This window comes from Chryseobacterium sp. SIMBA_038 (assembly GCF_046535115.1).
Taxonomy (GTDB): Bacteria; Bacteroidota; Bacteroidia; order Flavobacteriales; family Weeksellaceae; genus Chryseobacterium.
This window is the reverse complement of sequence record NZ_JAWRXH010000002.1, coordinates 705,480-728,088: the sequence shown is the minus strand read 5'-3', so window position 1 is coordinate 728,088 and position 22,609 is coordinate 705,480. Positions and strand designations below refer to the sequence as shown.

At 34.9% G+C, this 22,609-nt stretch carries 17 protein-coding genes; 12 read left to right on the top strand and 5 right to left on the bottom strand.

The features are described 5' to 3' along the window. Window positions 1-69 precede the first annotated feature (69 nt). Together SB689_RS09590 and SB689_RS09585 are read left to right on the top strand one after the other, a co-directional pair. Window positions 70-1,020, top strand: coding sequence for an isopenicillin N synthase family dioxygenase (locus SB689_RS09590; protein ID WP_410691894.1), 951 nt, complete (start codon window positions 70-72; stop codon window positions 1,018-1,020). Between the two features lie 72 nt (window positions 1,021-1,092). After that, window positions 1,093-1,254 (top strand): bacteriocin-like protein, encoded by a 162-nt coding sequence (locus tag SB689_RS09585; RefSeq protein WP_410691893.1) that lies wholly within the window; start codon window positions 1,093-1,095, stop codon window positions 1,252-1,254. 146 nt (window positions 1,255-1,400) lie between these two features. Here the strand turns inward: SB689_RS09585 and SB689_RS09580 are convergent, their stop codons facing one another. Continuing rightward, on the bottom strand, window positions 1,401-2,447 hold the full coding sequence (locus tag SB689_RS09580) for a PA0069 family radical SAM protein (protein WP_410691892.1): 1,047 nt from the start codon (window positions 2,445-2,447) through the stop codon (window positions 1,401-1,403). Between the two features lie 125 nt (window positions 2,448-2,572). Further along, window positions 2,573-2,767, bottom strand: coding sequence for a hypothetical protein (locus tag SB689_RS09575; protein WP_072409154.1), 195 nt, complete (start codon window positions 2,765-2,767; stop codon window positions 2,573-2,575). 173 nt (window positions 2,768-2,940) lie between these two features. Between SB689_RS09575 and SB689_RS09570 the strand changes: the two genes are divergently transcribed. Next, the gene (locus SB689_RS09570) at window positions 2,941-3,291 is read left to right on the top strand and encodes a hypothetical protein (protein ID WP_066754205.1); all 351 of its coding nucleotides are present in this window, start codon (window positions 2,941-2,943) and stop codon (window positions 3,289-3,291) included. A 19-nt stretch (window positions 3,292-3,310) separates the two neighbouring features. On the opposite strand, the gene SB689_RS09565 is transcribed toward SB689_RS09570, so the two are convergent. Together SB689_RS09565 and SB689_RS09560 are read right to left on the bottom strand one after the other, a co-directional pair. After that, window positions 3,311-5,974 (bottom strand): hypothetical protein, encoded by a 2,664-nt coding sequence (locus SB689_RS09565; protein WP_410691891.1) that lies wholly within the window; start codon window positions 5,972-5,974, stop codon window positions 3,311-3,313. 36 nt (window positions 5,975-6,010) lie between these two features. After that, entirely contained in the window at window positions 6,011-6,808 is a 798-nt protein-coding gene (locus tag SB689_RS09560; protein ID WP_410691890.1) for a DUF2797 domain-containing protein, read from the bottom strand. A gap of 89 nt (window positions 6,809-6,897) precedes the next feature. Between SB689_RS09560 and SB689_RS09555 the strand changes: the two genes are divergently transcribed. From SB689_RS09555 to msrA, 9 genes are all read left to right on the top strand, one after another. Next, window positions 6,898-7,920 carry a GDP-mannose 4,6-dehydratase gene (locus SB689_RS09555; RefSeq protein ID WP_410691889.1) on the top strand — a complete coding sequence of 341 codons (1,023 nt, stop codon included), beginning with the start codon at window positions 6,898-6,900 and terminating at the stop codon, window positions 7,918-7,920. Between the two features lie 142 nt (window positions 7,921-8,062). After that, on the top strand, window positions 8,063-8,284 hold the full coding sequence (locus SB689_RS09550) for a DUF2795 domain-containing protein (protein WP_034756280.1): 222 nt from the start codon (window positions 8,063-8,065) through the stop codon (window positions 8,282-8,284). Between the two features lie 126 nt (window positions 8,285-8,410). Then, a complete protein-coding gene (secA, locus tag SB689_RS09545; RefSeq protein ID WP_410691888.1) occupies window positions 8,411-11,482 on the top strand; it encodes a preprotein translocase subunit SecA in 3,072 nt (1,023 codons plus the stop codon). A 149-nt stretch (window positions 11,483-11,631) separates the two neighbouring features. Continuing rightward, window positions 11,632-13,794, top strand: coding sequence for a TonB-dependent siderophore receptor (locus SB689_RS09540; protein WP_410691887.1), 2,163 nt, complete (start codon window positions 11,632-11,634; stop codon window positions 13,792-13,794). 40 nt (window positions 13,795-13,834) lie between these two features. Then, on the top strand, window positions 13,835-15,040 hold the full coding sequence (locus tag SB689_RS09535) for a PepSY-associated TM helix domain-containing protein (RefSeq protein ID WP_410691886.1): 1,206 nt from the start codon (window positions 13,835-13,837) through the stop codon (window positions 15,038-15,040). Next, entirely contained in the window at window positions 15,040-17,151 is a 2,112-nt protein-coding gene (locus SB689_RS09530) for a TonB-dependent receptor (protein ID WP_410691885.1), read from the top strand. Before SB689_RS09535 ends, SB689_RS09530 begins: the two co-directional genes overlap by 1 nt. 365 nt (window positions 17,152-17,516) lie before the next feature. Next, the gene (locus SB689_RS09525; RefSeq protein WP_410691884.1) at window positions 17,517-18,725 is read left to right on the top strand and encodes a PepSY-associated TM helix domain-containing protein; all 1,209 of its coding nucleotides are present in this window, start codon (window positions 17,517-17,519) and stop codon (window positions 18,723-18,725) included. A gap of 87 nt (window positions 18,726-18,812) precedes the next feature. After that, window positions 18,813-19,781 (top strand): ROK family protein, encoded by a 969-nt coding sequence (locus SB689_RS09520; protein ID WP_066754188.1) that lies wholly within the window; start codon window positions 18,813-18,815, stop codon window positions 19,779-19,781. 363 nt (window positions 19,782-20,144) lie between these two features. Continuing rightward, entirely contained in the window at window positions 20,145-20,699 is a 555-nt protein-coding gene (msrA, locus tag SB689_RS09515; protein WP_410691883.1) for a peptide-methionine (S)-S-oxide reductase MsrA, read from the top strand. Between the two features lie 144 nt (window positions 20,700-20,843). On the opposite strand, the gene SB689_RS09510 is transcribed toward msrA, so the two are convergent. Beyond that, window positions 20,844-22,607: a RagB/SusD family nutrient uptake outer membrane protein gene (locus tag SB689_RS09510; RefSeq protein WP_410691882.1), complete on the bottom strand. Its 1,764-nt coding sequence runs from the start codon at window positions 22,605-22,607 to the stop codon at window positions 20,844-20,846. Window positions 22,608-22,609 lie beyond the last annotated feature (2 nt).

The following is a 22,609-nucleotide window of genomic DNA, read 5'->3' as shown; positions in this document are numbered from 1 at the left end:
TAAATCCTTAATTCTAAAAAAATTTAATTCAAAAAAGATGTAATTTTGCACCACGTTAAATTTCTAAAAATGGATAAAATACCTAGTGTAGACCTGCGTGATTTCCTTTCGGGTGACCCGGAACGCAAACAGAAATTTGTAAATGAAATCGGAAAAGCTTACGAAGAAATTGGTTTTGTAGCCTTAAAAGGGCACTTTCTTAATGACCAATTAGTAGAAGATCTGTATGGCGAAGTGAAAAACTTTTTTGAACTTCCCACAGAAACAAAACAACAGTATGAAATTCCAGGAATCGGTGGCCAGAGAGGCTATGTCGGATTCGGTAAAGAAACTGCAAAAGGTTTCAAAAAAGGAGACTTGAAAGAGTTTTGGCACTTCGGACAATATGTGTCTGATGATTCAAAATACAAGAAAGAATATCCTGACAATGTGATTGTTGAAGAACTTCCAAAATTCAATGAAGTTGGTAAAGAAACGTACAAAATGCTTGAAAAAACCGGTAAATCTGTTTTACAAGCGTTGGCTTTGTATCTTGGATTGGATGAGTTTTATTTTGACGACAAAATCGCAGAAGGAAACTCTATTTTAAGACCAATTCACTATCCGCCAATTACTCAGGAGCCTGATGATGCGGTAAGAGCTGCTGCTCACGGAGACATCAACCTGATTACTCTTTTGATGGGATCTCAGGGAAAAGGACTTCAAGTTCAAAACCATAACGGTGATTGGATCGATGCGATTGCAGAACCGGACGAATTGGTAATCAACGTTGGAGATATGTTATCTAGACATACCAACAACAAGTTGAAATCTACAATTCACAGAGTGGTAAATCCGCCAAGAGAATTGTGGGGAACTTCAAGATACTCAATCCCTTTCTTTATGCATCCCGTAAGCGGAATGTCATTAAATGCTCTTGAAAACTGTGTTGACGAAGACCATCCTAAGTTATATGAAGATACAACAGCAGGAGAATTTTTACATGAAAGATTAATTGAATTAGGTTTAATAAAAAAATAACTACCACACTGTATTTAGTTAATGATTTTTTAATTATCTTTACTTTACTATCAAATTTTTAATTAAAACAATATGAAAAATTTAAAAAAACTAAGTAAAGGCCAATTAAAAAGTATCGCTGGAGCAGGAGGAATTAAACTTCCAGAACCTGAATTTTGCATGTATTACTGCAACGGAGTTGTGATTTGCGCAACTTGTAGTGATAAATTTACATGTCCAGATGATTCAATGTAATTGAAATTCAAAAAGATTTATAAGAAAACCGTTCCTTTTGGAGCGGTTTTTTGTTTTGATTACTTAAACACTAATAGCACAAATATTTTCCACTAATAAAACACAAACATCTGTGAAAATCCGTGTAATCTGTGGGATAAAAAAAATCAATCAAACAATCTTAATTGCTGATCTTTTGCACCTGTGAAATTCGCGGTTGTCAATTTTGGAAATTCTTTACCATCAAAAAACTTCTTTCTTCCTATTTTAAAGGTATTATGAATCATTTCTGCAATATTTCCATCACCCCTTTGTCGGTCAAAATATCTTTTTTCGCCTAATTTTCCACCTCGCATGGAACGAATTAGATTTAAAACTTTCTGCGCTCTATCAGGAAACTGAGTTTCAATCCATTTAACAAAAACAGGTTCAACTGTATCATTTAATCTCACCAAAGTATAGCCAAAACTTTGAGCACCGGCTTCTGAGATTGATTTTAAAATTGTCAAAGGTTCATCACTATTCAATCCAGGAATGATCGGCGCAACCATAACGTGCACAGGAATTTTATTTTCAGCAAAAATTTCTATAGCTTTTAATTTATTCTTGGAAGAACTCGTTCTCGGCTCCATTTTTCTTCTAAGATCTTCATTGATTGTCGGAATACTTAAAGAAACAGAAACTAAATTTTGTTCTGCAAGTGGTTTTAGAATATCCAAATCTCTCAGAACCATTGCATTTTTTGTCAGAACATTGACAGGATGTCTGTAATCAAGACAAACTTGCAGCAACTTTCTGGTGATCTCAAATTGTCGTTCTGCAGGCTGATAGCAATCCGTGTTTCCTGAAAGTAAAATCGGCGCTGGTTGATAGCCTCTTTTTTGGAAAAATTTCTCCAATAATTCCGGGGCATTTTTCTTAACCATGATTTTTCTTTCAAAATCAATTCCGGCACTGTAGCCCCAATATTCGTGAGTTGGTCTGGCGAAACAATAGGAACATCCGTGTTCACAGCCTTGGTAAGGGTTCATCGAATATTCCATCGGAAGATCTTCGCTTTTCACCTGATTTACAATTGTTTTCGGGAAAATTTCCGTGAAGGTTGTTTTTACAGATTCAAAATCTTCATCATCAGGCTCATAGGTATATCGGTCGAAACGATTGATAACATTTCGCTGAGCGCCCTGACCTTTTATGATATTTTCGTTCTGCATTTTCTGATGTAAATGTAAAATGGAATGGCTTAAAAATAATTAGTTTTAACACTAAAGTTTTCCACAAAAAAAACCAACACTTAAAAAAGCGTTGGATATCAAAAAACATAATTTATATATTTTTACTACTTCAATGCGTAAAATTCTACTCCGTGATACTCGTCCTCATGATCTTTAGCATCAAAGTGTCTGTGATGGTCTGAGTAAGAATCACTGTATTTTTTATTTTTTTTATCTAATACTTTTTTTATGCCTATAAAACTTAATACTGCCAAAAGCCCAACACCTCCTGCTAGTAAAACTCCGACTTCTTTTTTCATATTTTGTCCGATTTATTACTGACGATATTGCAAAAAGTGTACCTATTTTATTTTTTTCAATTATAAATTTTGTTAACATTCAACTTCTTTTTTAAGTAAAATATAATTTTACAGTCTTCCTTTTTTCGTAAATTAATGGTTTAATTATTGTATTAATAAAGAAAAATAATATTATGGATAGCGCAGACAATATGGATCAAATGACGACTTTAAGCCAAGTAATGACAAGGCTCTCTGAGAGAGGAATACACAGGGAATTCAGGATGAATGACAGTTGTGAAATGAAGCTTGATAATTCTGAACAAAACTATCAACCTGCCGATTTGACCATCTTAAAAACATACCGTTTTGAGGGTGACAGTAATCCTGACGATAATGCCGTTTTATATGTTTTAAAAGATGCAGCCGGAAACCGAGGAATGATCATAGATTCTTACGGCGCAGACAGCAATTATCCCGGAGAAAAGTTTGATGAATTTTTGAGAGATATTCCGGTTCAGGAAAGTGAAGAATTTAATTTTTAAATATATATTAAACCCGAAATTATTCAGTTTCGGGTTTTTCTTTTTTCTTAAAAACATTCTTTAGAAAACCTTTCTTTTCCTTTTTCTCTTCCGTTGGTTTTGGCTCTTCTTTTTTAGTTCCGGAGCCCTTTATATCCTGTTTTAATTCTTTGACAGATTTTTTCATTTCCTTTACAGAAGCAACTGCGTTTTTTACCGTTTTCTCTGTTTTGTCAACGTTTATTCCGATCAGCGTTTTCTTCAAACCTTGCTCAATCCCTTTCCAGAACAGATTAAAGAACGATTTTGTAGGATCTCTTTCTACATCTTTTACATCCACAGACTGAGGAAGATTTCCGGAATCCGAACGCACAACAAGATTGGCAATTGCCGTTAAAACTCCTTTTTTCTGTTGATTATCTTTATTTAAAACAGCGATTTTTAAGTCTTTATGTTTCAAATTAAAAGTTCCATTTAAACCTCTTGGATTTCCTCTGAAATTAAAAAGCATTTCCTGAATCGTCCCTTGAGTCGCCATCACATGAAGATACGGTTTGATAAACGGATTAATTCCATTCGCAGGAAGATTGGCCGCCCTACCGGAAATTGTAAAAACATCGCTCTGATTAGCAACATCAAACCCCCAATTTACAGACAACGGAGCAAGATTCATAAACGAACAATTGATCTTGATATCAACTTTGGTTGGTTTTCCTTTTGTTTTGGCTGAGTTTAAATTTTTAACATTCATATTAAAATTGGCGAATGTCAATTTCCCTGGTCCAGCACTTTCCGGTGTATCTTCCTCATAGACCAAAATTGAGTTTTTCAGATCTAAATTATTAACATAAAGCGGAATTTTAATCGAACGCAACAATCTGGAATACAAAGGTTTTTCTTTCGGATCATCATTCGGAATTTTACTTCTGAAAATATTAGCATCCGCAGATTGAATCACAACATTGGAAGCATTGATGAATTTATTTTGAGAAAATAAGTCCCAATTTCCTTCTGCTGTTATCTGATTGGCTTTCAAATCATATAAATCCCTTTCAACAGGTATCATTTTGATAAACTGACCTCTCGAAATGAGAGGTTTCATCGCAAATTGAGTGATCTGAACTTTGTTTTTATTTAATTTTAAAAGCCCGACACTCATATTGTAGAACTTTGTTTTGTAGGCAAAATTCTTGGTTGTCAGAAAATAGTCTTTTGCTTTAAAAGTATGTCCTAAATTATTGGGTTTAGACTTAATTTCAATCTCATTAATCGTTGCATTTAAGTCATTAAAAACAAGCGGTTCATTTCCTTTGTCATAAGTAATATTAGAATTTTTAAAAGAAAATTTTCTGATAAGAATTGAATTTACTTTATTTTCTTTCGGAGCTTTCTTTGTTTTATTTTCTCCTGAAACGATAATTCCGTTTACATTATCAACCAGAACATCTTTTATATCAAGACTTAATTTTTTATCTATAAATTCTAATTTATTGATATTAAAAGCTGCAAGATTTGCTTTTAAAGTCATCGATCGCCTTCCCGGATCTGATGGATTTGGAGTTACTGTAATATTTCTTAACTCTCCACTTTTAGAATTTAAAGCAATACTTCCCACAACATAATTCTGATGATTTGAGTATAAAATATCCTTTCCCGAGAACTGAAAACTCTTGTATCCGACAGGAATTACCTCTTCTTTCGTGTCTTTATCAAATTTTAATTGATTGATATCTAAATTAAGGTTTTTCGCAGATAAAAGATTGCTTCCGTCGGGTTTTACAACATTTACGGTCGCATTATTTAATTTTATATCTTCAAGATTAAGCTCAAAATTAATAGGTTTTTGAACTTTAACAGGAACAGCATTGGTCGTATAAACTAAAAGTTTAGGATTCTGAAAATCTGCATTCGCCAGAGAAACAGCATTGCTTTTTAAAACAATATCCTTGAAATTCATTTTTTGAATATCAAACTGAAAAAGTTTCGTTTTTTTAGGATAAAACCTTTTAAACTGATTAATCGTCAACAACGGAATCAGCCTGAAATTCTCTATAGCTACTTGCCCGTTAGCTGTTGTTATTTTATTGATTTTTAAAGCATAAACATTATCCGGACGGAAGAAAAAATTCTCTCCTTTAATGTGATATTTATCAAAAACAACAGGTAATTTATTTTCTACAGATTCTTCTGTCATCTGTAAATTTTCAACAAACAAATCAAGCTTTTGAACAGATAAAAACTTCTGTTTTGTATCTCTAAAAACATTAATAGTCCCATTATTAATCCTGATATTTTCAAACAATACAGGATTCTTTTTTTTACCAGTTTTTTTATCAGCCGGTTTTGCAAGAATAATATTCAAATTAGGACTTCCTAATAACAAATCGGAAGAACTTATTTGTTTATTAAAAATAGCATCGTAAATCCCGAAACGGTCAATTTTTAAAGTATCGATCGTTCCTTGAAGACCAATTACATCGGTATTCTGCGGATCTTTACTATTGACTGTAATTCCGGTTGAAAGGATATTTCCTGTACCAAGATCTACATCTAAGGTTTTATAGGAAACTTTATAATCCGTATTTTTTTTGATATAATTAGGAAGTTGGGTTTTAAGCCAAAAATTTAAGCCGAAGTTTCCCAGCAAGAAAATCACCATCAAAACCCCGAGGCTAATTAGTAACTTTTTAACCCATTTTTTCATTTTTGCGATTTAATTTAATTATATCTAAATGTATGCCTAATTTTTTACATCCAATTCAATAACATATCCTTCATGTCCTCTTACATTAATAAAATCTCCGCCTTCAAAGCTTAAATACTGTCCTTTAATTCCAACTAATTTCCCAGTAAACTCGGGCTTCTTGTCTAAAGTGAATGATGTTACTTTTTCAGGTTTTTCGAAAGGATAGTCAAATCTCCATACATTTTCACCTTCGCTGTAGAATTTTTGGAAATCCTCAGGAAAATATTCTTTTATTTTTTGTTGAAAATCAGCAAGATCTATTTCTCCTTCAAAATCATCCTGCAGCATTTTTCTCCAATTTGTTTTATCCGGCAGATGATCTTTTAGAGCAACTTCTATCATCCCAGCTTCATAACGGTTTTCTGTTCTGGCAATCGGCAGCGCAAAAGTTGCTCCCTGATCGATCCATCTTGTAGGAATTTGCGTGTTTCTTGTAACACCCACTTTCACATCGCCTGTATACGCCAAATAAACCGTGTGTGGTTGAAGCTGAATTTGCTTTTCCACTTCCAAATCACGTTCTCCAACGCCAAGATGTGCTGTGGAAAGTTCCGGACGAATGATTGTATCACTGGCATAAGGACTTTCAAAAAAGCAGCTTTTGCAAAATCCCATTCTGTAAATAGGCTTATTTTTTCCACAATTCACACATTGGAATCCTGTATGCTTTATCGTCAATTCTTTTCCAAACAATTCATTCATGTGAATAAGATCACCCGAAAGGTTAAGATAATACTGAATTGGCTGAGCATCGAAACTCGTCATCTTTAAAATTTGCCCTTGAAACTGCATATTAATTTTATATTACTTTATTAAGTAAATTTAATGATTATATTTTTCCCAAAGGAAATTTATATTTTTGTACTCATAAAAAAACATTGATGATATATCTTGTAACAGGAGGAAGCGGATTTATTGGTTCTCATTTAATAGAAAAATTATTGAAAGAAGGACATTCTGTCATAAACATTGACAATTTTGATAATTTCTATGATTATCAGATAAAAATTAAAAATACATTAGAATCAATCGCTAATTTTTCTGATTTTACCTTTTCTGATAAAGAAACTGATATTAAAAAATTAATTTCCCTTTCAAAATCAAACAATTACACGTTATACTATCAGGATATCCGGGATAAAAACGGTCTTGAAGAAATATTTAAAAATCATAAGATCGATTTGATCATCCACCTAGCCGCACTTGCCGGAGTTCGTCCTTCTATTGAAAGACCTTTAGAATACGAAGAAGTAAATGTTCGCGGAACAATGAACCTTTGGGAACTGTGTAAAGAATTCAATATTAAAAAATTCGTTTGTGCCTCTTCATCAAGCGTTTACGGAAACAATGAAAAAATTCCTTTTGCAGAGACAGACAATGTAGATAATCCTATTTCACCATATGCTGCAACAAAAAAATGTGGGGAAATTTTAGGTCATGTTTATCATCAATTATACAATATTGACATGATTCAACTAAGGTTCTTCACGGTTTACGGACCAAGACAAAGACCTGATCTTGCGATACATAAATTCACAAAATTAATCTCTGAAAATCAGGAAATCCCATTCTACGGCGATGGAAACACCGCAAGAGATTACACTTACGTTGATGATATTATTGACGGAATTACTAAATCTATCAACTATCTGGAAACTCATTCAAAAATATACGAGATCATTAATCTTGGAGAAAGTCAGGTAATTAATCTTAATGAAATGCTTTCCACCATTGAACATGCTCTCGGAAAAACTGCCATCAAAAAAATTCTGCCAATGCAGCCTGGAGATGTGCAAAAAACCAATGCTGATATAGGAAAAGCGAAGACATTAATCGATTATAAACCAACCACAGACTTCCAAAATGGCATAAAAAAATTTGTGGAATGGTTTTTGAGAAAATGACATCGAACAAGTTGCTGACATAGCTGTAATACAGTCTGTCACGTGCAATGAGTAAAAAATTAATAAAAAGAATTGAAAATCAAGTATAAAAAAGCGTATAATATAAGCTAATTTTATACTTTTGCAAAAAAAATAGAATATTATGTACTGGACATTAGAATTAGCCTCATATCTAAGTGACGCACCTTGGCCAATGACAAAGGCTGAGCTTATTGATTATGCAATCAGAACTGGTGCACCAATGGAAGTAACGGAAAACCTTCAGGCTATTGAAGACGAAGGGGAAATGTACGAAGCCATCGACGAGATCTGGCCAGACTATCCTACGGACGAAGATTATCTTTGGAACGAAGACGAATATTAAATAAGGCATGAGCTTTAGGCAATAGGCTTAAAGCTTATTTCCCTTTTTATAATATCAATTTTTGCGCAGTAAGCGTATTTAGTAAAACGCTTAAAGCATATCGCTTTAGGCATAAAGTAAAAATTTATGAGTTTTTTAAACAAAGTTCTTAAAGGGTTTTTGGGAGACAAGAAAGCGCAGGACCTAAAGGAAGTAAAAAAAGTTGTAACAAAAATCAAAGCTGTTGAACCAAATATTCAGCAATTGTCTGATGATGGCTTAAGAGAGAAAACTGCTGAATTTAAAAATAAAATAAAAACAGCAACAAGTACCATCACAGCGCAGATAGAACAGATTAAAGAGCAGATAAAAAATTCGACCAATGTTGATGAAAAAGAAGCTCTTTTCTCACAAATTGAGTCTCTTAAGAAAGATTCATACGAAATTGAGGAGAAAGTTCTTAGCCAGGTTCTTCCTGAAGCTTTTGCATTAGTAAAAGAAACAGCAAGAAGATGGGCACAAAACGGAGAGATCCGTGTAACTGCCACTCAAATGGACAGAGAACTTGCTGCAACTAAAGATTTCGTTGAAATTCAGGGAGATCAAGCTGTTTGGAAAAGCTCATGGGACGCTGCCGGAACTCCTGTAGTTTGGGACATGGTCCATTATGATGTTCAGTTTATTGGAGGGGTTATTCTTCACAGTGGTAAAATTGCCGAAATGGCAACCGGTGAAGGTAAAACTTTGGTAGGAACATTACCTATTTACTTAAATGCACTTCCTGAAAGAGGGGTTCACGTAGTAACCGTGAATGACTATCTTGCAAAAAGAGACTCCGCTTGGATGGGTCCATTGTATCAGTTCCATGGAATGAATATCGATTGTATTGATAATCACCAGCCGAACTCAGATGGAAGAAGAAAAGCATACAATTCAGACATTACTTATGGAACAAATAACGAATTCGGTTTCGATTATTTGAGAGATAACATGGTAACTTCACCTTCAGAATTGGTACAAAGAGAATTAAACTTTGCTATCGTGGATGAGGTTGACTCTGTTTTGGTAGATGACGCAAGAACGCCATTGATTATTTCTGGTCCGGTTCCTCAGGGAGACAGACAAGAGTTTGATGTTCTTAAACCTTCTATCGACAGAATTGTTGAAGTTCAAAAGAAAACCGTTTCTGCAATTTTTAATGAAGCTAAAAAATTAATCGCTGCAGGAAATACTAAAGAAGGAGGATTCAAATTACTTCAATCTTACAGAGGTTTACCTAAAAACAGACAATTAATCAAGTTCTTATCTGAAAGCGGAAACAGAGCATTGCTTCAAAAAGTAGAGGCTCAGTACATGCAGGATAACAACCGTGATATGCCGATCGTAGATAAAGATCTTTATTTCGTGATTGAGGAAAAAAATAATCAGGTTGATCTTACAGACAAAGGTGTTGAATACATGTCTCAAGGAAACTCTGATCAAAACTTCTTCGTTCTTCCGGATATCGGAACTGAGATCGCTGAAGTTGAAGCTAAAAATTTAACTAAAGAAGAAGAATTCGAAGCTAAAGAAAAACTATTCTCTGATTTTGCTGAAAAATCTGAGCGTGTTCACACAATGAGTCAGTTATTGAAAGCATATACATTATTCGAAAAAGATGATGAGTATGTAGTAATTGATGGTGAAGTAAAAATCGTTGACGAGCAAACAGGTCGTATCATGGAAGGTCGTCGTTATTCAGACGGTCTACACCAGGCGATCGAAGCTAAGGAAAACGTAAAAATTGAAGCTGCAACGCAAACTTTTGCAACGGTAACGCTTCAAAACTACTTCCGTATGTACAACAAACTTACGGGAATGACGGGTACTGCTGAAACTGAAGCAGGCGAGCTTTGGGAAATCTACAAATTAGATGTTGTGGTAATTCCTACAAACCGTTCTATTTTAAGAGACGATAAACAAGATTTAGTTTTCAAAACTAACAGAGAAAAATATAACGCGGTAATTGAAGAAATTGAAAAATTAACAGCAGCAAGAAGACCTGTATTGGTTGGTACAACGTCTGTTGAAATCTCTCAGTTGCTTTCAAAAGCCCTTCAATTAAGAAAAATCCCGCACCAGGTATTGAACGCGAAACTTCACAAGAAGGAAGCAGAAATCGTTGCCGGAGCAGGACAGCCGGGAGTTGTAACAATTGCAACCAACATGGCAGGTCGTGGTACGGATATCAAACTTACGAAAGAAGTAAAAGAAGCCGGAGGTTTAGCAATTATAGGTACTGAAAGACATGATTCAAGACGTGTTGACAGACAGTTAAGAGGTAGAGCGGGACGTCAGGGAGATCCGGGAAGTTCTCAGTTCTACGTATCTCTTGAAGATAACTTGATGCGTTTATTCGGTTCTGAAAGAATCGCTAAAATGATGGACAGAATGGGTCATAAAGATGGTGAAGTTATTCAACATTCAATGATCAGCAAATCTATCGAAAGAGCGCAGAAAAAAGTAGAGGAAAATAACTTCGGAACAAGAAAGAGACTTCTTGAATATGATGACGTTATGAACAAGCAACGTGACGTAATCTACAAAAGAAGAAAGAACGCTTTATTCGGAGATCACTTGAAATACGATATCACTAACATGATTTTCGATGTTTCTAACTCTATCGTTGCAAAAGGAAAAGCAAACGGAAGTTATAAAGATTTTGAATTTGAAATAATCAAACATTTCACAATGGCTTCTCCTGTTTCTGAAAGTGATTTTGGTAACAAACAAGTTCCGGAATTAACGAATATTTTATTCAAAGCTGCTCAGGAAGATTATGCCATGAAACTGAACTTATTGAAAGAGAAATCATTCCCTATTATTGAGAATGTATATCAAAATCAAGGTTCAATGTTTAAAATGATTCAGGTTCCTTTCACAGACGGACACAAAACAATGACTATTGTAGCTGATCTTAAAGAAGCTCACGATACTCAATGTGAAAGTTTGATCAACGATTTTGAAAAGAACATCACTCTATCAATTATCGATGAAAACTGGAAGCTTCACCTTCGTGAGATGGATGATCTAAGAAAATCTTCTCAGGGAGCTGTTTATGAACAAAAAGATCCACTTGTAATTTACAAGCAAGAATCTTTCCACTTATTCAGCGAAATGATTGATAAATTAAACAAAGAAATTATTTCATTCTTATACAAAGGAGAAATTCCTGCTTAAGAAATAATTAATTATAGAATAGAAACCGCTCCAGCATTGCTTGGAGCGGTTTTTTGTTATTCAGTGGATAACATTCGTATGATAAATATCAACTTGATAATTTATTTAGAATAATTAAAAACAATATATTTGCAGAAAATTTGACTTTCATGAAAAATGTACTGATCTGTGCCTCACTATTGGGGTCTATGTTGACTTTTGCGCAAAAGGATTCAACAAAATCAAAAGATATTGAAGAAGTTGTTGTAAAGGGAAAATATTATCAAAAATATAAGCTTAATGAAGTTTCGGGATCTTTAAGATTGCAAACTCCCATTATGGAACTTCCGCAAAACGTACAATCTATCAGTTCGCAGGTATTAGCGGATCAGATTACATTAAACATGTCTGAAGGGATCGTAAGAAACGTAAGTGGAGCCAGAAAAGTAGAACACTGGGATAATGTATATTCTAACGTATTCATGAGAGGAGCAAGTATTGCAACTTATATGAACGGGATGAATGTTTCTTCAACTTGGGGTCCCATCAATCCAGATGCTTCAATCATCGACAGAATAGAATTTGTAAAAGGTCCGGCAGGTTTTATGGGCTCAATGGGAGATCCGGCAGGTTTCTATAATGTTGTAACTAAAAAACCTACAGGAAAATTCCAGAATTCTGTAAGATTTACAACAGGAAGTTACAATCTTTTCAGAGGTGAAGCAGATCTAGACGGCGTTATTGTAAAAAATGGTGTTCTAGATTACCGTTTAAACTTAATGGGCAGCACAAACGGATCTTGGACAGAAAATGACAAAACAAAAAAGATCATTGTTGCTCCGTCATTAACTTTCAGACCAACAAAAACTACGACTTTAACAGCTCAATATAATTATCAATTCTTAAACTTTTCTCAGCCCGGAGCCTATTTAATGTCTAATGACGGTTATGCATCATTAAATGTTCATACTAACTTTAATGATAAAAATTTCAAGAAAACTGAAGTAAAAGATCAAAGTTTATTTCTGACATTAGATCAAAAATTATTCAAAGACTGGACTTGGAGTACTCAATATGCCTATATGGATATGAACTACGACGGTGGTTCTTGGTGGGGAAGTTTCGACACAAATAACAGTAACATATTCAACAGAACATTAAGTAACTGGCAGGCTGTTGGAAAAAATCACATTTTCCAAACTTATGTAAGAGGTAGCTTAAAAACAGGAAATATCGTTCACAAAGTAATTGCCGGATTTGATTACGGAGATAGAAAATATAATGCAGACTTCTCTGGTTATGCAGCTGGAGTTTATCCAATTAATATTCAAAATCCTCAGTATGGTGTAGATCCGTCTACACTTCCTCCTGATAGTTTCTACACATTAAGTACTGCAGCGCCTTTCTATAATGACCAGGGAGTAAAATATACATCTTATTATGCTCAGGATCAAATAGAAATGTTCAATAATAAGTTGCGTCTTACTTTAGCAGGAAGATATACAAATGGTAAAACATATGCGGGATATCCGTTTTATTCTCCTAACAATATCGTTCCAAAAGATACTGCTGGAGAATTTACACCTAGAGTTGGGGTAAGTTATTCTTTCAATGAAAACTTCTCTGCTTACGGAGTTTTTGATAAAACATTTGTTCCACAATCTGCAATACAATATTCTGATGCTAATCCTAATGGAGAACCTCTTACAACTCCATTCAAAGGTCAGAACTTAGAAGTTGGGATTAAAAAAGATTGGTTTGGCGGTAAATGGAATTCAACTTTTGCCGTTTACGAGATCACAAGACAGAATATATTCACTTCAGATACAGCTCACCCTAATTTAGGCTTCTCTTTAGCAACCGGAGAACAAAGAGCCAGAGGTTTTGAAGCTGATATTAAAGGAGAGATTGTAAAAGGATTAAATGTTGTCATCAATTATGCTTATACAGACGCAAAAACTGTAAAGGACAATGATGCTACAAGAATAGGCCAACAATCTCCTGGAAATGCTAAAAATGTGCAAAATACATGGTTAAGCTACAGATTTGAAAACGGTATGCTAAGCGGATTTGGACTTTCTGCCGGTTACCAATATCAAGGGGGAAGGCAATCTTGGTTTGGAACTTCAGCAAAGCAGGATCAAACTCTTGAAGATTACTTCGATACAAACTTTGGAATTTCTTATGCCGCTAAAAAATTCGATGTCAATCTAATTTTAAACAATGTTCTAAACAGAAAATTATATAGTGGATACAGAAACGATGACGGTTCATACGCTTGGATCTACAATGCTCCTAGAAACTGGAGACTTTCAATAGGATACAAATTTTAAATAAACAAAAGTTAACCCCTCAAAAGGTTAACTTTTTGATATGAAGAAAAAACATCATCATAAGAAGAAGGTTTCTTCAACAAAAAAATGGTCTGCCAAACTGCATTTGTGGTTTGGTTTGTCCGTTGGTCTCATTGTGTTTATTGTTTCTTTGACGGGAACGATGTATATTTTTAAGGATGAAATTCAAAATCAGCTTAGAAAAGACGTCATTTTTGTAAAAACTGAGACAATTACTCATCAACCATTATCCATTGAAGTTCTTCGTGAAAAAGTTGCTTTGGAAATCAATGAAAAGTATCCAATCAGTTCCGTTGAAATTCCTTTAGATAAAAACAAATCTTATGAATTTTTGTATTATGAAAAGGATAAAAAAGCGTGGAATTATTTTGATGAAGTAAAAATCAACAAATTAATTTACGTTAATCAGTACACAGGTCAGATTCTTGGAATTTATAATGAAAAATATGACCTCTTCCCTATTTTAAAGGCAATTCATTGGAGTTTGTTATTAAATTCAGATTGGGGAAAATATGTAATTGGAATTCCTGTTGTTTTATTCATCATTATGCTCATCACAGGAATCATTCTTTGGTGGCCGCAGAATAAAAAAATGCGAAAAGGACGTTTCTCTTTCGATTGGAAAAACGTAAAAACATGGAAACGCAAAAACTACGATCTTCATAATATCTTAGGATTTTATGCTTCGTTTATTGCTTTAATACTAGGCTTATCAGGAATTTATTTCGCTTATCCTTGGGTAAAAAATGTTTTTAATATTACACTTTCAGGCTCGTTGGAACTTCCAAAAGAAAAAGAAATCAAATCTCCCGACTCGCTTTTAGCAAAGAATAATGCAATATTTGATCTTACCGCACAGGAAACAAGAAAACTATACGCCACCTCATCAAGTTTCAGAATTCCATTAAACGGAAAAAATAAAAAAGGAAAAGACTTAAAAAACATTCCGGTTTCCGTATATGGTGAAGACGGAAAATTTGCCATCAGAAATCAATTGGTTTTTGATAAATATTCAGGGAAATTATTGGCTAATAAACCTCATCAACAATTAAATAATGCAGAAAAATATGCCAACGCCAATTATGATATTCACACAGGATCATACTTTGGACTGTTCGGAAAAATTATTTGGTTTATCGCAGGACTTATCTGCACATCATTGCCTGTCACAGGGTTTTTAGTATGGCTTGGAAAACAAAAGAAAAAAGGAATTAAGACACTATAATGAAAAAATTAACTCTATCTGTAGCTTGTTTGGCTACTATTTCAGCATTTGGACAAGTAAAAGACAGCATCAATACAAAAGATGTAGATGAAGTTGTGTTAACGGCATCCAGAAAGAGAGAAAATATTAAAGAAATACCAAGTTCTATAACTGTTGTTGGTGAAAAACAGGTGCAGTCACAATTGACGGTTAATTCAGATATTACAAGCATTTTACAATATACGGTTCCGAGTTTGGCAACAAACTCTGGACAAACTTCCAATACAGGACAAACTCTTCGCGGACGCCAGGTTTTGGTTTTAATTGATGGTATCCCACAGTCTACTCCGCTTCGAAACGGAGCGAGAGATTTAAGATCTATCGACCCTTCAGTTATTGAAAGAATTGAGGTGATCAAAGGAGCTTCATCCATCTACGGAAACGGTGCAGACGGAGGTATTATCAATTATATTACAAGAAGAAGCAAATCCGACAAGAAGATCTCGGGAATTTCACAGTTTGGAATTACCGGTCAGCAATATGGCGGAACATTAGGCTACAGAGCAAGTCAGCTTTTATCGGGAAAGATCAGCAAGTTTGATTATGTGGTTTCATTAGCTTATGAAAAAACAGGTTATATGAAAGACGCAGATGGCGTAAATCTGAGTCCAACATACAGCACAGCCAAGATGAATAACTACAACGGAATGTTGAAGTTGGGCTACTCTATTAATGATAATCAAAGAGTTGAAGCTTCCTATATCGGCTATGCTGCCAAATCTGATTTAAATCTAGGCTTAAAAACAGGAAAATACGGCGTTACCCCAACCATCGGAGAAGGAGAAGGAAAAAACCTGGAAACAACTCCACAGGGAACCCCAAGAAATCATAACTTCAAATTAAGCTACGATAACAAAAACCTGTGGAAAGGAACTTCATTAAATGTAAACCTTTATTTACAGGATTTCAGAACCGTTTATGGATACAGCGATACCTTCCTGAATGGCGGACAATCGAATGTTATTTCAAAAAAGACAGGTGCCAGAGCCAATTTCGATACTCAATTATGGAGTAATAAAAATTCTCAGGGTGAAATTATCTACGGTTTAGATGTTTTAAATGATCAAACCGTTCAAAAACTGGAAGACGGCCGTTACTGGACTCCAGACATGAATATGACCAACATCGCTCCTTTCCTTTTGGTTAAAGTTGATTTAATGAAAAAATTAACCCTAAAAGGAGGTTTACGATATGAAAATATTGCCGTAAAAGTTGGTGATTTCAATACACTTTCTACGATTAAAAGTGACGGAACTTTCACAAAAAGTATTTTCGTGACAGGCGGAGATCTAAAATACAATGCCTTAGTCGGAAATATTGGAGTTCGTTACAACATCAATCCGATGGTTAATCTTTTTGGAAGCTTTTCTCAGGCCTACTCGATCAACGAATTAGGAAGAATTTTAAGAACCTCAACAGAAGGAACCATCCAAAATCTTGAAACAAAGCCAATCATTGTCAACAATTATGAATTTGGAGCAACAGGACAGCTTGCAAAATGGGTTAATTATGAGATCACTTCTTATGTAAGTACTTCAAAATTGGGAGCTACATTTATTCAAAGTCCGGACAGAGCTTTAACAATTCAGAGATCACCGGAAGTTGTGTATGGTGTGGAAGGATTTTTACATTTTACACCTACAAAATGGATCAATTTCGGAGGAAGCTACAGTTGGATGGAGGGAATTACTTCTATAAAAGATGACGGTGATTATTCAGCCAAAATCAACAACAGTAGGATTTCTGCTCCGAAAGTTTTAGCGTATGTTCAGGTAAGACCAATTCAGTCTTTATCTGTCGGATTGGATATGTTGCATGCTTTTGCTCAAAACAGATTCGAGCCTAATGCCAAAGGTTTATATGCCTACGGAGAAGGAAAAGTTCCCGAATACACCGTTTTTAACCTAAAATCAAGCTATGGAGTTAACCAAAACTGGAAAGTTTCTTTAGGTATCGAAAACCTTTTCAACAAAACCTATCAGCCTGCAATTGCCTGGTGGGCAGCAAGAGACGCAGACTTTACTAATTCATTAGGATTAAGAGGAACGTTTATGGTTGAATATAAATTTTAATTAAAAGTTTATTTGAAGCTTTTTCCCGCTTTCCACTATATCTTTTTCGCCAGCGCTTTTTTTTTCAAAGCCATTTCAGAAAAAGGATGTCGTTGCAATCGGGGCTAGTATGCAGTCATTATTTAAACATTTGGAATATTCACAATATTTGTCATCCTGTAAGGATCTAAGCATAGTATTAGAAAATAGTCTGTAAAGATTCGTGCGTAGATTCTTACAGAATGACAAACTTTATGGAAATAAATTTATAAGAAAACTTTGTATAACCTTGCCTTTAAAGAAAAATATTTTCCATTAAAAGCTGGTTAATTATAAACATTCTAAATAAAAATTAAAAACTTATCTTTGTCTAACTTTAAGAAATTATGAAGAAGAAACATCACAAAAAGAAGCCAAGCGTATTCAAAAAATGGACAGGAAAACTACATTTGTGGTTTGGTTTAGGTATTGGATTTTTGATCTTCATCATTTCCATTACCGGCGCTTTGTACGTTTTTAAAGATGAAATTGAGAACATTACCCGAAAAGATGTCATCTATCATAACGAAAAAAATATCGATCAAAAACAGATTCTTCCGATCCGAGTGTTGGAAAAATCGGTGGATGCTCAGGTAAAAGAAAAATATCCAATTCATTGGGTAAATATTCCTATCGACAAAAAAATGTCTTATCAATTCTATTGGTACGAACACAATACCGATGCATGGAATTATTTTGATGAATTCCCTATCTATAAAGTCGCTTACGTCAATCCTTACGACGGAAAAGTTTTAAGAACCTATGACGAAAAAAACGGTTTCTTTCAGATTGTAAAAATGATCCACTGGAGCTATTTATTAAAGCAGGATTGGGGAACGTATGTTGTGGGAATTCCTGTCATCATCTTCGTTATCATGCTGATATCAGGAATTATTTTATGGTGGCCTAAAAACAAAGCAGCGAGAAAGCAACGATTCTCATTCAAATGGAAGAATATCAAAAGCTGGAAAAGAAAAAACTACGATCTTCATAATATCTTAGGCTTTTACGCCTCAATTTTTGCCTTAATTTTCTCAATTACAGGATTATTTTATGCTTTTTTTGTCGTTCAGGCGACGATTTATGTGATCTTCTCAGGAGGTGAAACAAAATATCCGGATTTCTCTCATATCAAAACAAAAGCTCCGATTGAATTAAGAACTGAAGGTACATTAGACAAGATCAGCAATATAGTTAGAGCAAAATATCCTGATTCTTACGGATTCGCACTCGATCTTGGACATCCGCATATGGATGATCACGAGCATCCGAATTTCGAAGTTTATGTAAAACATTTGTCTTACTCTTATCATAAAAGCAGCAGTCTAATTTTTGATGAAAATTCAGGTGAACTGCTTCATACTCACGACATGAAAGACAAAAATTTTGGTGAAAAAACGGTTGGTGCCAATTATGATATTCATGTTGGATCTATTTTAGGACTTCCTACTAAGATCATTGCCTTTATTGTAAGTTTGATATGTGCCTCATTACCAGTCACTGGCTTCCTTGTTTGGTGGGGAAGAAGAAAAAAGAAAACGGTAAAAACTGCTTAAAAACTTTTTTCAATAAATGTTTCGTTAATAATTCATTAATACAATCTTTTTTATAATTTTAACCCTTTAGAATTTATAAGAATAGAAATGTCATTAATAGATTTATCAAAACACGTTGCCCTAGGAATTGATATTGGAGGTACAACTACCAAATTCGGTGTTGTAAACCACAGAGGTGAAGTTCTTGAAAAAGGCAATCTAAGCACTGACGCATATGCGACGGTTGAAGAATTCATAGATGCTTTGTACGAAAAAGTGCATCCGCTGATCAATAGCTACGGAAAAGAAAAAAACTTTGACGGAATTGGCGTAGGCGCTCCCAACGGAAATTACTATACCGGAACAATAGAACAGGCTCCCAATTTACCCTGGAAAGGCGTCATACCGTTTGGTAAATTAATGACTGAAAAGTTCGGTTTGCCTACTACAATAACTAATGATGCTAATGCTGCAGCTTTTGGTGAAATGCTTTTCGGAGCGGCTCGCGGAATGAAAGACTTTATCATGATCACCTTAGGAACAGGCGTAGGAAGCGGAATTGTTTCAAGTGGTAAATTGATTTACGGACATGATGGATTTGCAGGAGAACTTGGACACACGATCGTAAAACCAGGCGGAAGAAAACACTGGAGTACCGGATCTGAAGGAAGCTTAGAAGCATACGCTTCTGCAACAGGAATCGCAATCACTGCAAAAAAGATGAGAGCAGAATTCCCGGAATCTATGCTGAGTCAGTTTCCTGAAGAATCGATCAACTCAAAAACGGTACACGAATGTGCTTTGAAAGGTGACCCTATTTCTATTGAGGTTTTCAGATATACAGGTCAGAAATTAGGGGAAGCATTGGCAAATTTTGTCATGTTCTCTTCACCGGAAGCTATTCTTTTATTTGGTGGAGTGATTAAGGCCGGAGATTTTATCCTAAAGCCAGCTAAACTTCATATGGAAAGAAATCTTCTTCCAATATTCAGAAATAAAGTGAAATTGGTTTTCAGTGAACTTGATGAAGCAGATGCTGCTATTTTAGGAGCAAGTGCTTTGGTTTGGGAAAAGTAATTGAAAAACATTTTAAATATAATTGAGCATCCTTTTTGGGTGCTTTTTTTGTTTTTTATCTCCCACAGATTTTACGGATTTACGCAGATGTTTGCGTTATATTTATTTTACCTGTAAAATCCTTGTCAAGGTTTAAAACCTTGACAAGGATCATTGTGTTTATTGTGAAAAAATTAGTGTTATTAGTGTTTAAAAACCTCCCACAGATTACACGGATTTACACAGATGTTTACATTATATTTTTCTTGTGATTATTTGTGAAATCTATTAGTGTAATTTGTGTTTAAACCTCTCTTTTCAACATAAAATGAAAAACTTTTTCTTACTTTTGATTAGTTTTTTTAATACAATAATCAACCTAAAATGGATAACAATAATTTAGAACAAATTACTTTCGGAGGCGGATGTTTCTGGTGCGTGGAAAGCTGTTTCAATATGCTTAAAGGTGTTGAATCTGCACTTTCAGGATATTCGGGAGGACATAAAGATAATCCGACATACGAGGAGGTTTGCACAGGAGAAACAGGTCATGCAGAAGTTGTACAGATCACTTATGATCCTAAAATCATTTCTTACGAGCAATTAATGGATGTATTCTTTTTCCTTCACGATCCTACTCAATTAAATAGACAAGGAAATGACATCGGAACGCAATACCGTTCTGTAATTTATTATAAAGATGATGCTGAAAAAGCAAAGGCCGAAGAAGCCATCAAAACTTCTGAAGCGTCAGGAAGATGGTCGGGAACTTATGTTACAGAAGTAACACAATTCGAAAAATTCTGGTCAGCAGAACAGTATCACCAAGGATATTATAATGAAAATCCGACTCAACCCTATTGCAGTGCGGTTGTAGGTCCTAAAATTCAGAAATTCAAAAAACATTTCGGAGAATTGGGAATGTTGAATGCAGAGTAATTTTAAGTTTTGGCTAAAGTCAGATGATTTGCCTTTTCTGTTAAACGGGCTAAAGCCCGTTCCTATTGATAAAGATAAAAAAAGCGAAGAGATTGATTCCCTTCGCTTTTTTGTGCAAATTATTTTTATATTGATGACTATTAATTAATATCCAGGATTTTGTGAAAGGTCATTCGATGCGTCAAGCGTTGCCTGAGGAATCGGGAAAATCCTTCTGTAAGGTTGAGAAGCCGGCTTTGCAGTTCCCGGAAGATCAAACTTCCCGAATCTTATCATCGCCTTTCTTCTATACATTTCCCAGTATAGTTCGTATCCGGATTCTTTAAACAGCGTATTAGCGTCTAATGAAGTAAGCGCAACTCCGGGAGCATTACCGTTTAAGGCATCACGGGTTCTGCTTGTTCTTAAAATATTAACATCAGCTAAAGCACTTGCAATATTTCCACCTCTGAAATAGGCTTCTGCTCTCATCATATAAATTGTTCCTAATCTGTATAAAGGCACATCCATTCCGCTTGTTCCGTTATTTCCGTAACCCGGATCAAACTCAAACTTGAAATTTCTTACTCCTCTGTTGATCTGAGACTGAGTAAAGACAGCTTCTGAAGGATTATCAAAATTTAGTTCAGGTGTAAAATCTGCAGCAAGTGTCGTGTTTTTTTCTGTGAATAATTTATAAACTTTAATTCTTCCATCTGCTGTCATATCAAAGCTTCCGTTGGCAAGAAGTTTTGGACCATATTGCTGCCCAACCTGCAATCCTCTGTTGAAATGGAACCAAGGTTTCCCTGTTCCTTCTACTTTACTTGTTGAAGGTACGCTTACATCCGTTCCATCATTTCTGAACCATGTTCCATCTTCATACTGGTAGCTTCTTTGGAAACGGGGATCATCATGATTTCCGTTCCAAGAATAATAGAATTCAGGAGTGATACAAGAAGCATTCGTTCCTCTGTTATCAGGGGAAGGTTTCTGGATTCTTTCCATTGACATGTAAGCCAAGTCATTATCCGCATTTCTGTTCGAGTTTTTCTTCTGAACAATCGTGAATATCATTTCCTTACTTGTATCATTATTAATATCAAAATTGTGGAAATAATTAGATTCTAAACTGAATTGCCCTCCATTAATCAATAAATTAGAATACTGAATTACTTTATCCATATCTGTTCCTCCACCATTCACAGCTTGTTCTACAAAATTAAAATTACCTGCTGTTTTATTTTTAAGAACTGCTCTGTTCAGATACATATCTGCCAGTAAAGCATAAGCCGCCTGTTTTGTGAATCTTCCGGCATGTGTATTCTGAGTTTTAATATCAGCCAAATTAGGAATAAGACCTTCTACTTCTGTAATTAAAGCATCGATATAAGTATCTGCTTTTCTGATCTCAATCGGGGCATTTAAATCGCTTGGATCTCTGTACGGGGCTTGTCCGAATAAATCCAAAGTGTTGTAAGTATAATAAGCCAACAATCCTTTTGCCTCAGCTAAAAATAAAGCTTTATTGCTTACACTGCTTTTGTTGATACTTTTAATTGCCGTTAAAGATTTTGTAATCCCGGAAGTTAATTGATCCCAAGTCGTTTTTACGACATCATTGCTGGCATCCCATGTAAATTCGTGCATGGCTCTCCATTTTCCGCCGTCTCCCCAGTCGCTTCCTCTTGTTGCCAATAAGGCTTCATCGGTAGAATATTCCTGTAATGCAAAAACACTTCCATGGTCTACAAAAGTTCCGTCACCAAGCTGTCCGTAAGCTGCAGCAATTGCACTTTCGGGGTCTGCAAGATTTTCAGAGCCCAATACCTCATCTACCACTTGCTCGTCAAGATTTGTACATCCCATTAAGGCCAATACAAAAACAGATAAAACGATTTTATTAATATGTAAAAAATTAGATTTCATAT

What these genes read in the sequence shown, in the direction of transcription:
- SB689_RS09560 (WP_410691890.1), bottom strand. Translation starts at nt 6,808, where the DNA reads ATGCAGTTTCAAGGGCAAATTTTAAAGATGACGAGTTTCGATGCTCAG.
- SB689_RS09530 (WP_410691885.1), top strand. Translation starts at nt 15,040, where the DNA reads ATGAAAAAATTAACTCTATCTGTAGCTTGTTTGGCTACTATTTCAGCA.
- SB689_RS09565 (WP_410691891.1), bottom strand. Translation starts at nt 5,974, where the DNA reads ATGAAAAAATGGGTTAAAAAGTTACTAATTAGCCTCGGGGTTTTGATG.
- secA (WP_410691888.1), top strand. Translation starts at nt 8,411, where the DNA reads ATGAGTTTTTTAAACAAAGTTCTTAAAGGGTTTTTGGGAGACAAGAAA.
- SB689_RS09575 (WP_072409154.1), bottom strand. Translation starts at nt 2,767, where the DNA reads ATGAAAAAAGAAGTCGGAGTTTTACTAGCAGGAGGTGTTGGGCTTTTG.
- SB689_RS09555 (WP_410691889.1), top strand. Translation starts at nt 6,898, where the DNA reads ATGATATATCTTGTAACAGGAGGAAGCGGATTTATTGGTTCTCATTTA.
- SB689_RS09540 (WP_410691887.1), top strand. Translation starts at nt 11,632, where the DNA reads ATGAAAAATGTACTGATCTGTGCCTCACTATTGGGGTCTATGTTGACT.
- SB689_RS09535 (WP_410691886.1), top strand. Translation starts at nt 13,835, where the DNA reads ATGAAGAAAAAACATCATCATAAGAAGAAGGTTTCTTCAACAAAAAAA.
- SB689_RS09550 (WP_034756280.1), top strand. Translation starts at nt 8,063, where the DNA reads ATGTACTGGACATTAGAATTAGCCTCATATCTAAGTGACGCACCTTGG.
- msrA (WP_410691883.1), top strand. Translation starts at nt 20,145, where the DNA reads ATGGATAACAATAATTTAGAACAAATTACTTTCGGAGGCGGATGTTTC.
- SB689_RS09570 (WP_066754205.1), top strand. Translation starts at nt 2,941, where the DNA reads ATGGATAGCGCAGACAATATGGATCAAATGACGACTTTAAGCCAAGTA.
- SB689_RS09580 (WP_410691892.1), bottom strand. Translation starts at nt 2,447, where the DNA reads ATGCAGAACGAAAATATCATAAAAGGTCAGGGCGCTCAGCGAAATGTT.
- SB689_RS09525 (WP_410691884.1), top strand. Translation starts at nt 17,517, where the DNA reads ATGAAGAAGAAACATCACAAAAAGAAGCCAAGCGTATTCAAAAAATGG.
- SB689_RS09585 (WP_410691893.1), top strand. Translation starts at nt 1,093, where the DNA reads ATGAAAAATTTAAAAAAACTAAGTAAAGGCCAATTAAAAAGTATCGCT.
- SB689_RS09520 (WP_066754188.1), top strand. Translation starts at nt 18,813, where the DNA reads ATGTCATTAATAGATTTATCAAAACACGTTGCCCTAGGAATTGATATT.
- SB689_RS09590 (WP_410691894.1), top strand. Translation starts at nt 70, where the DNA reads ATGGATAAAATACCTAGTGTAGACCTGCGTGATTTCCTTTCGGGTGAC.
- SB689_RS09510 (WP_410691882.1), bottom strand. Translation starts at nt 22,607, where the DNA reads ATGAAATCTAATTTTTTACATATTAATAAAATCGTTTTATCTGTTTTT.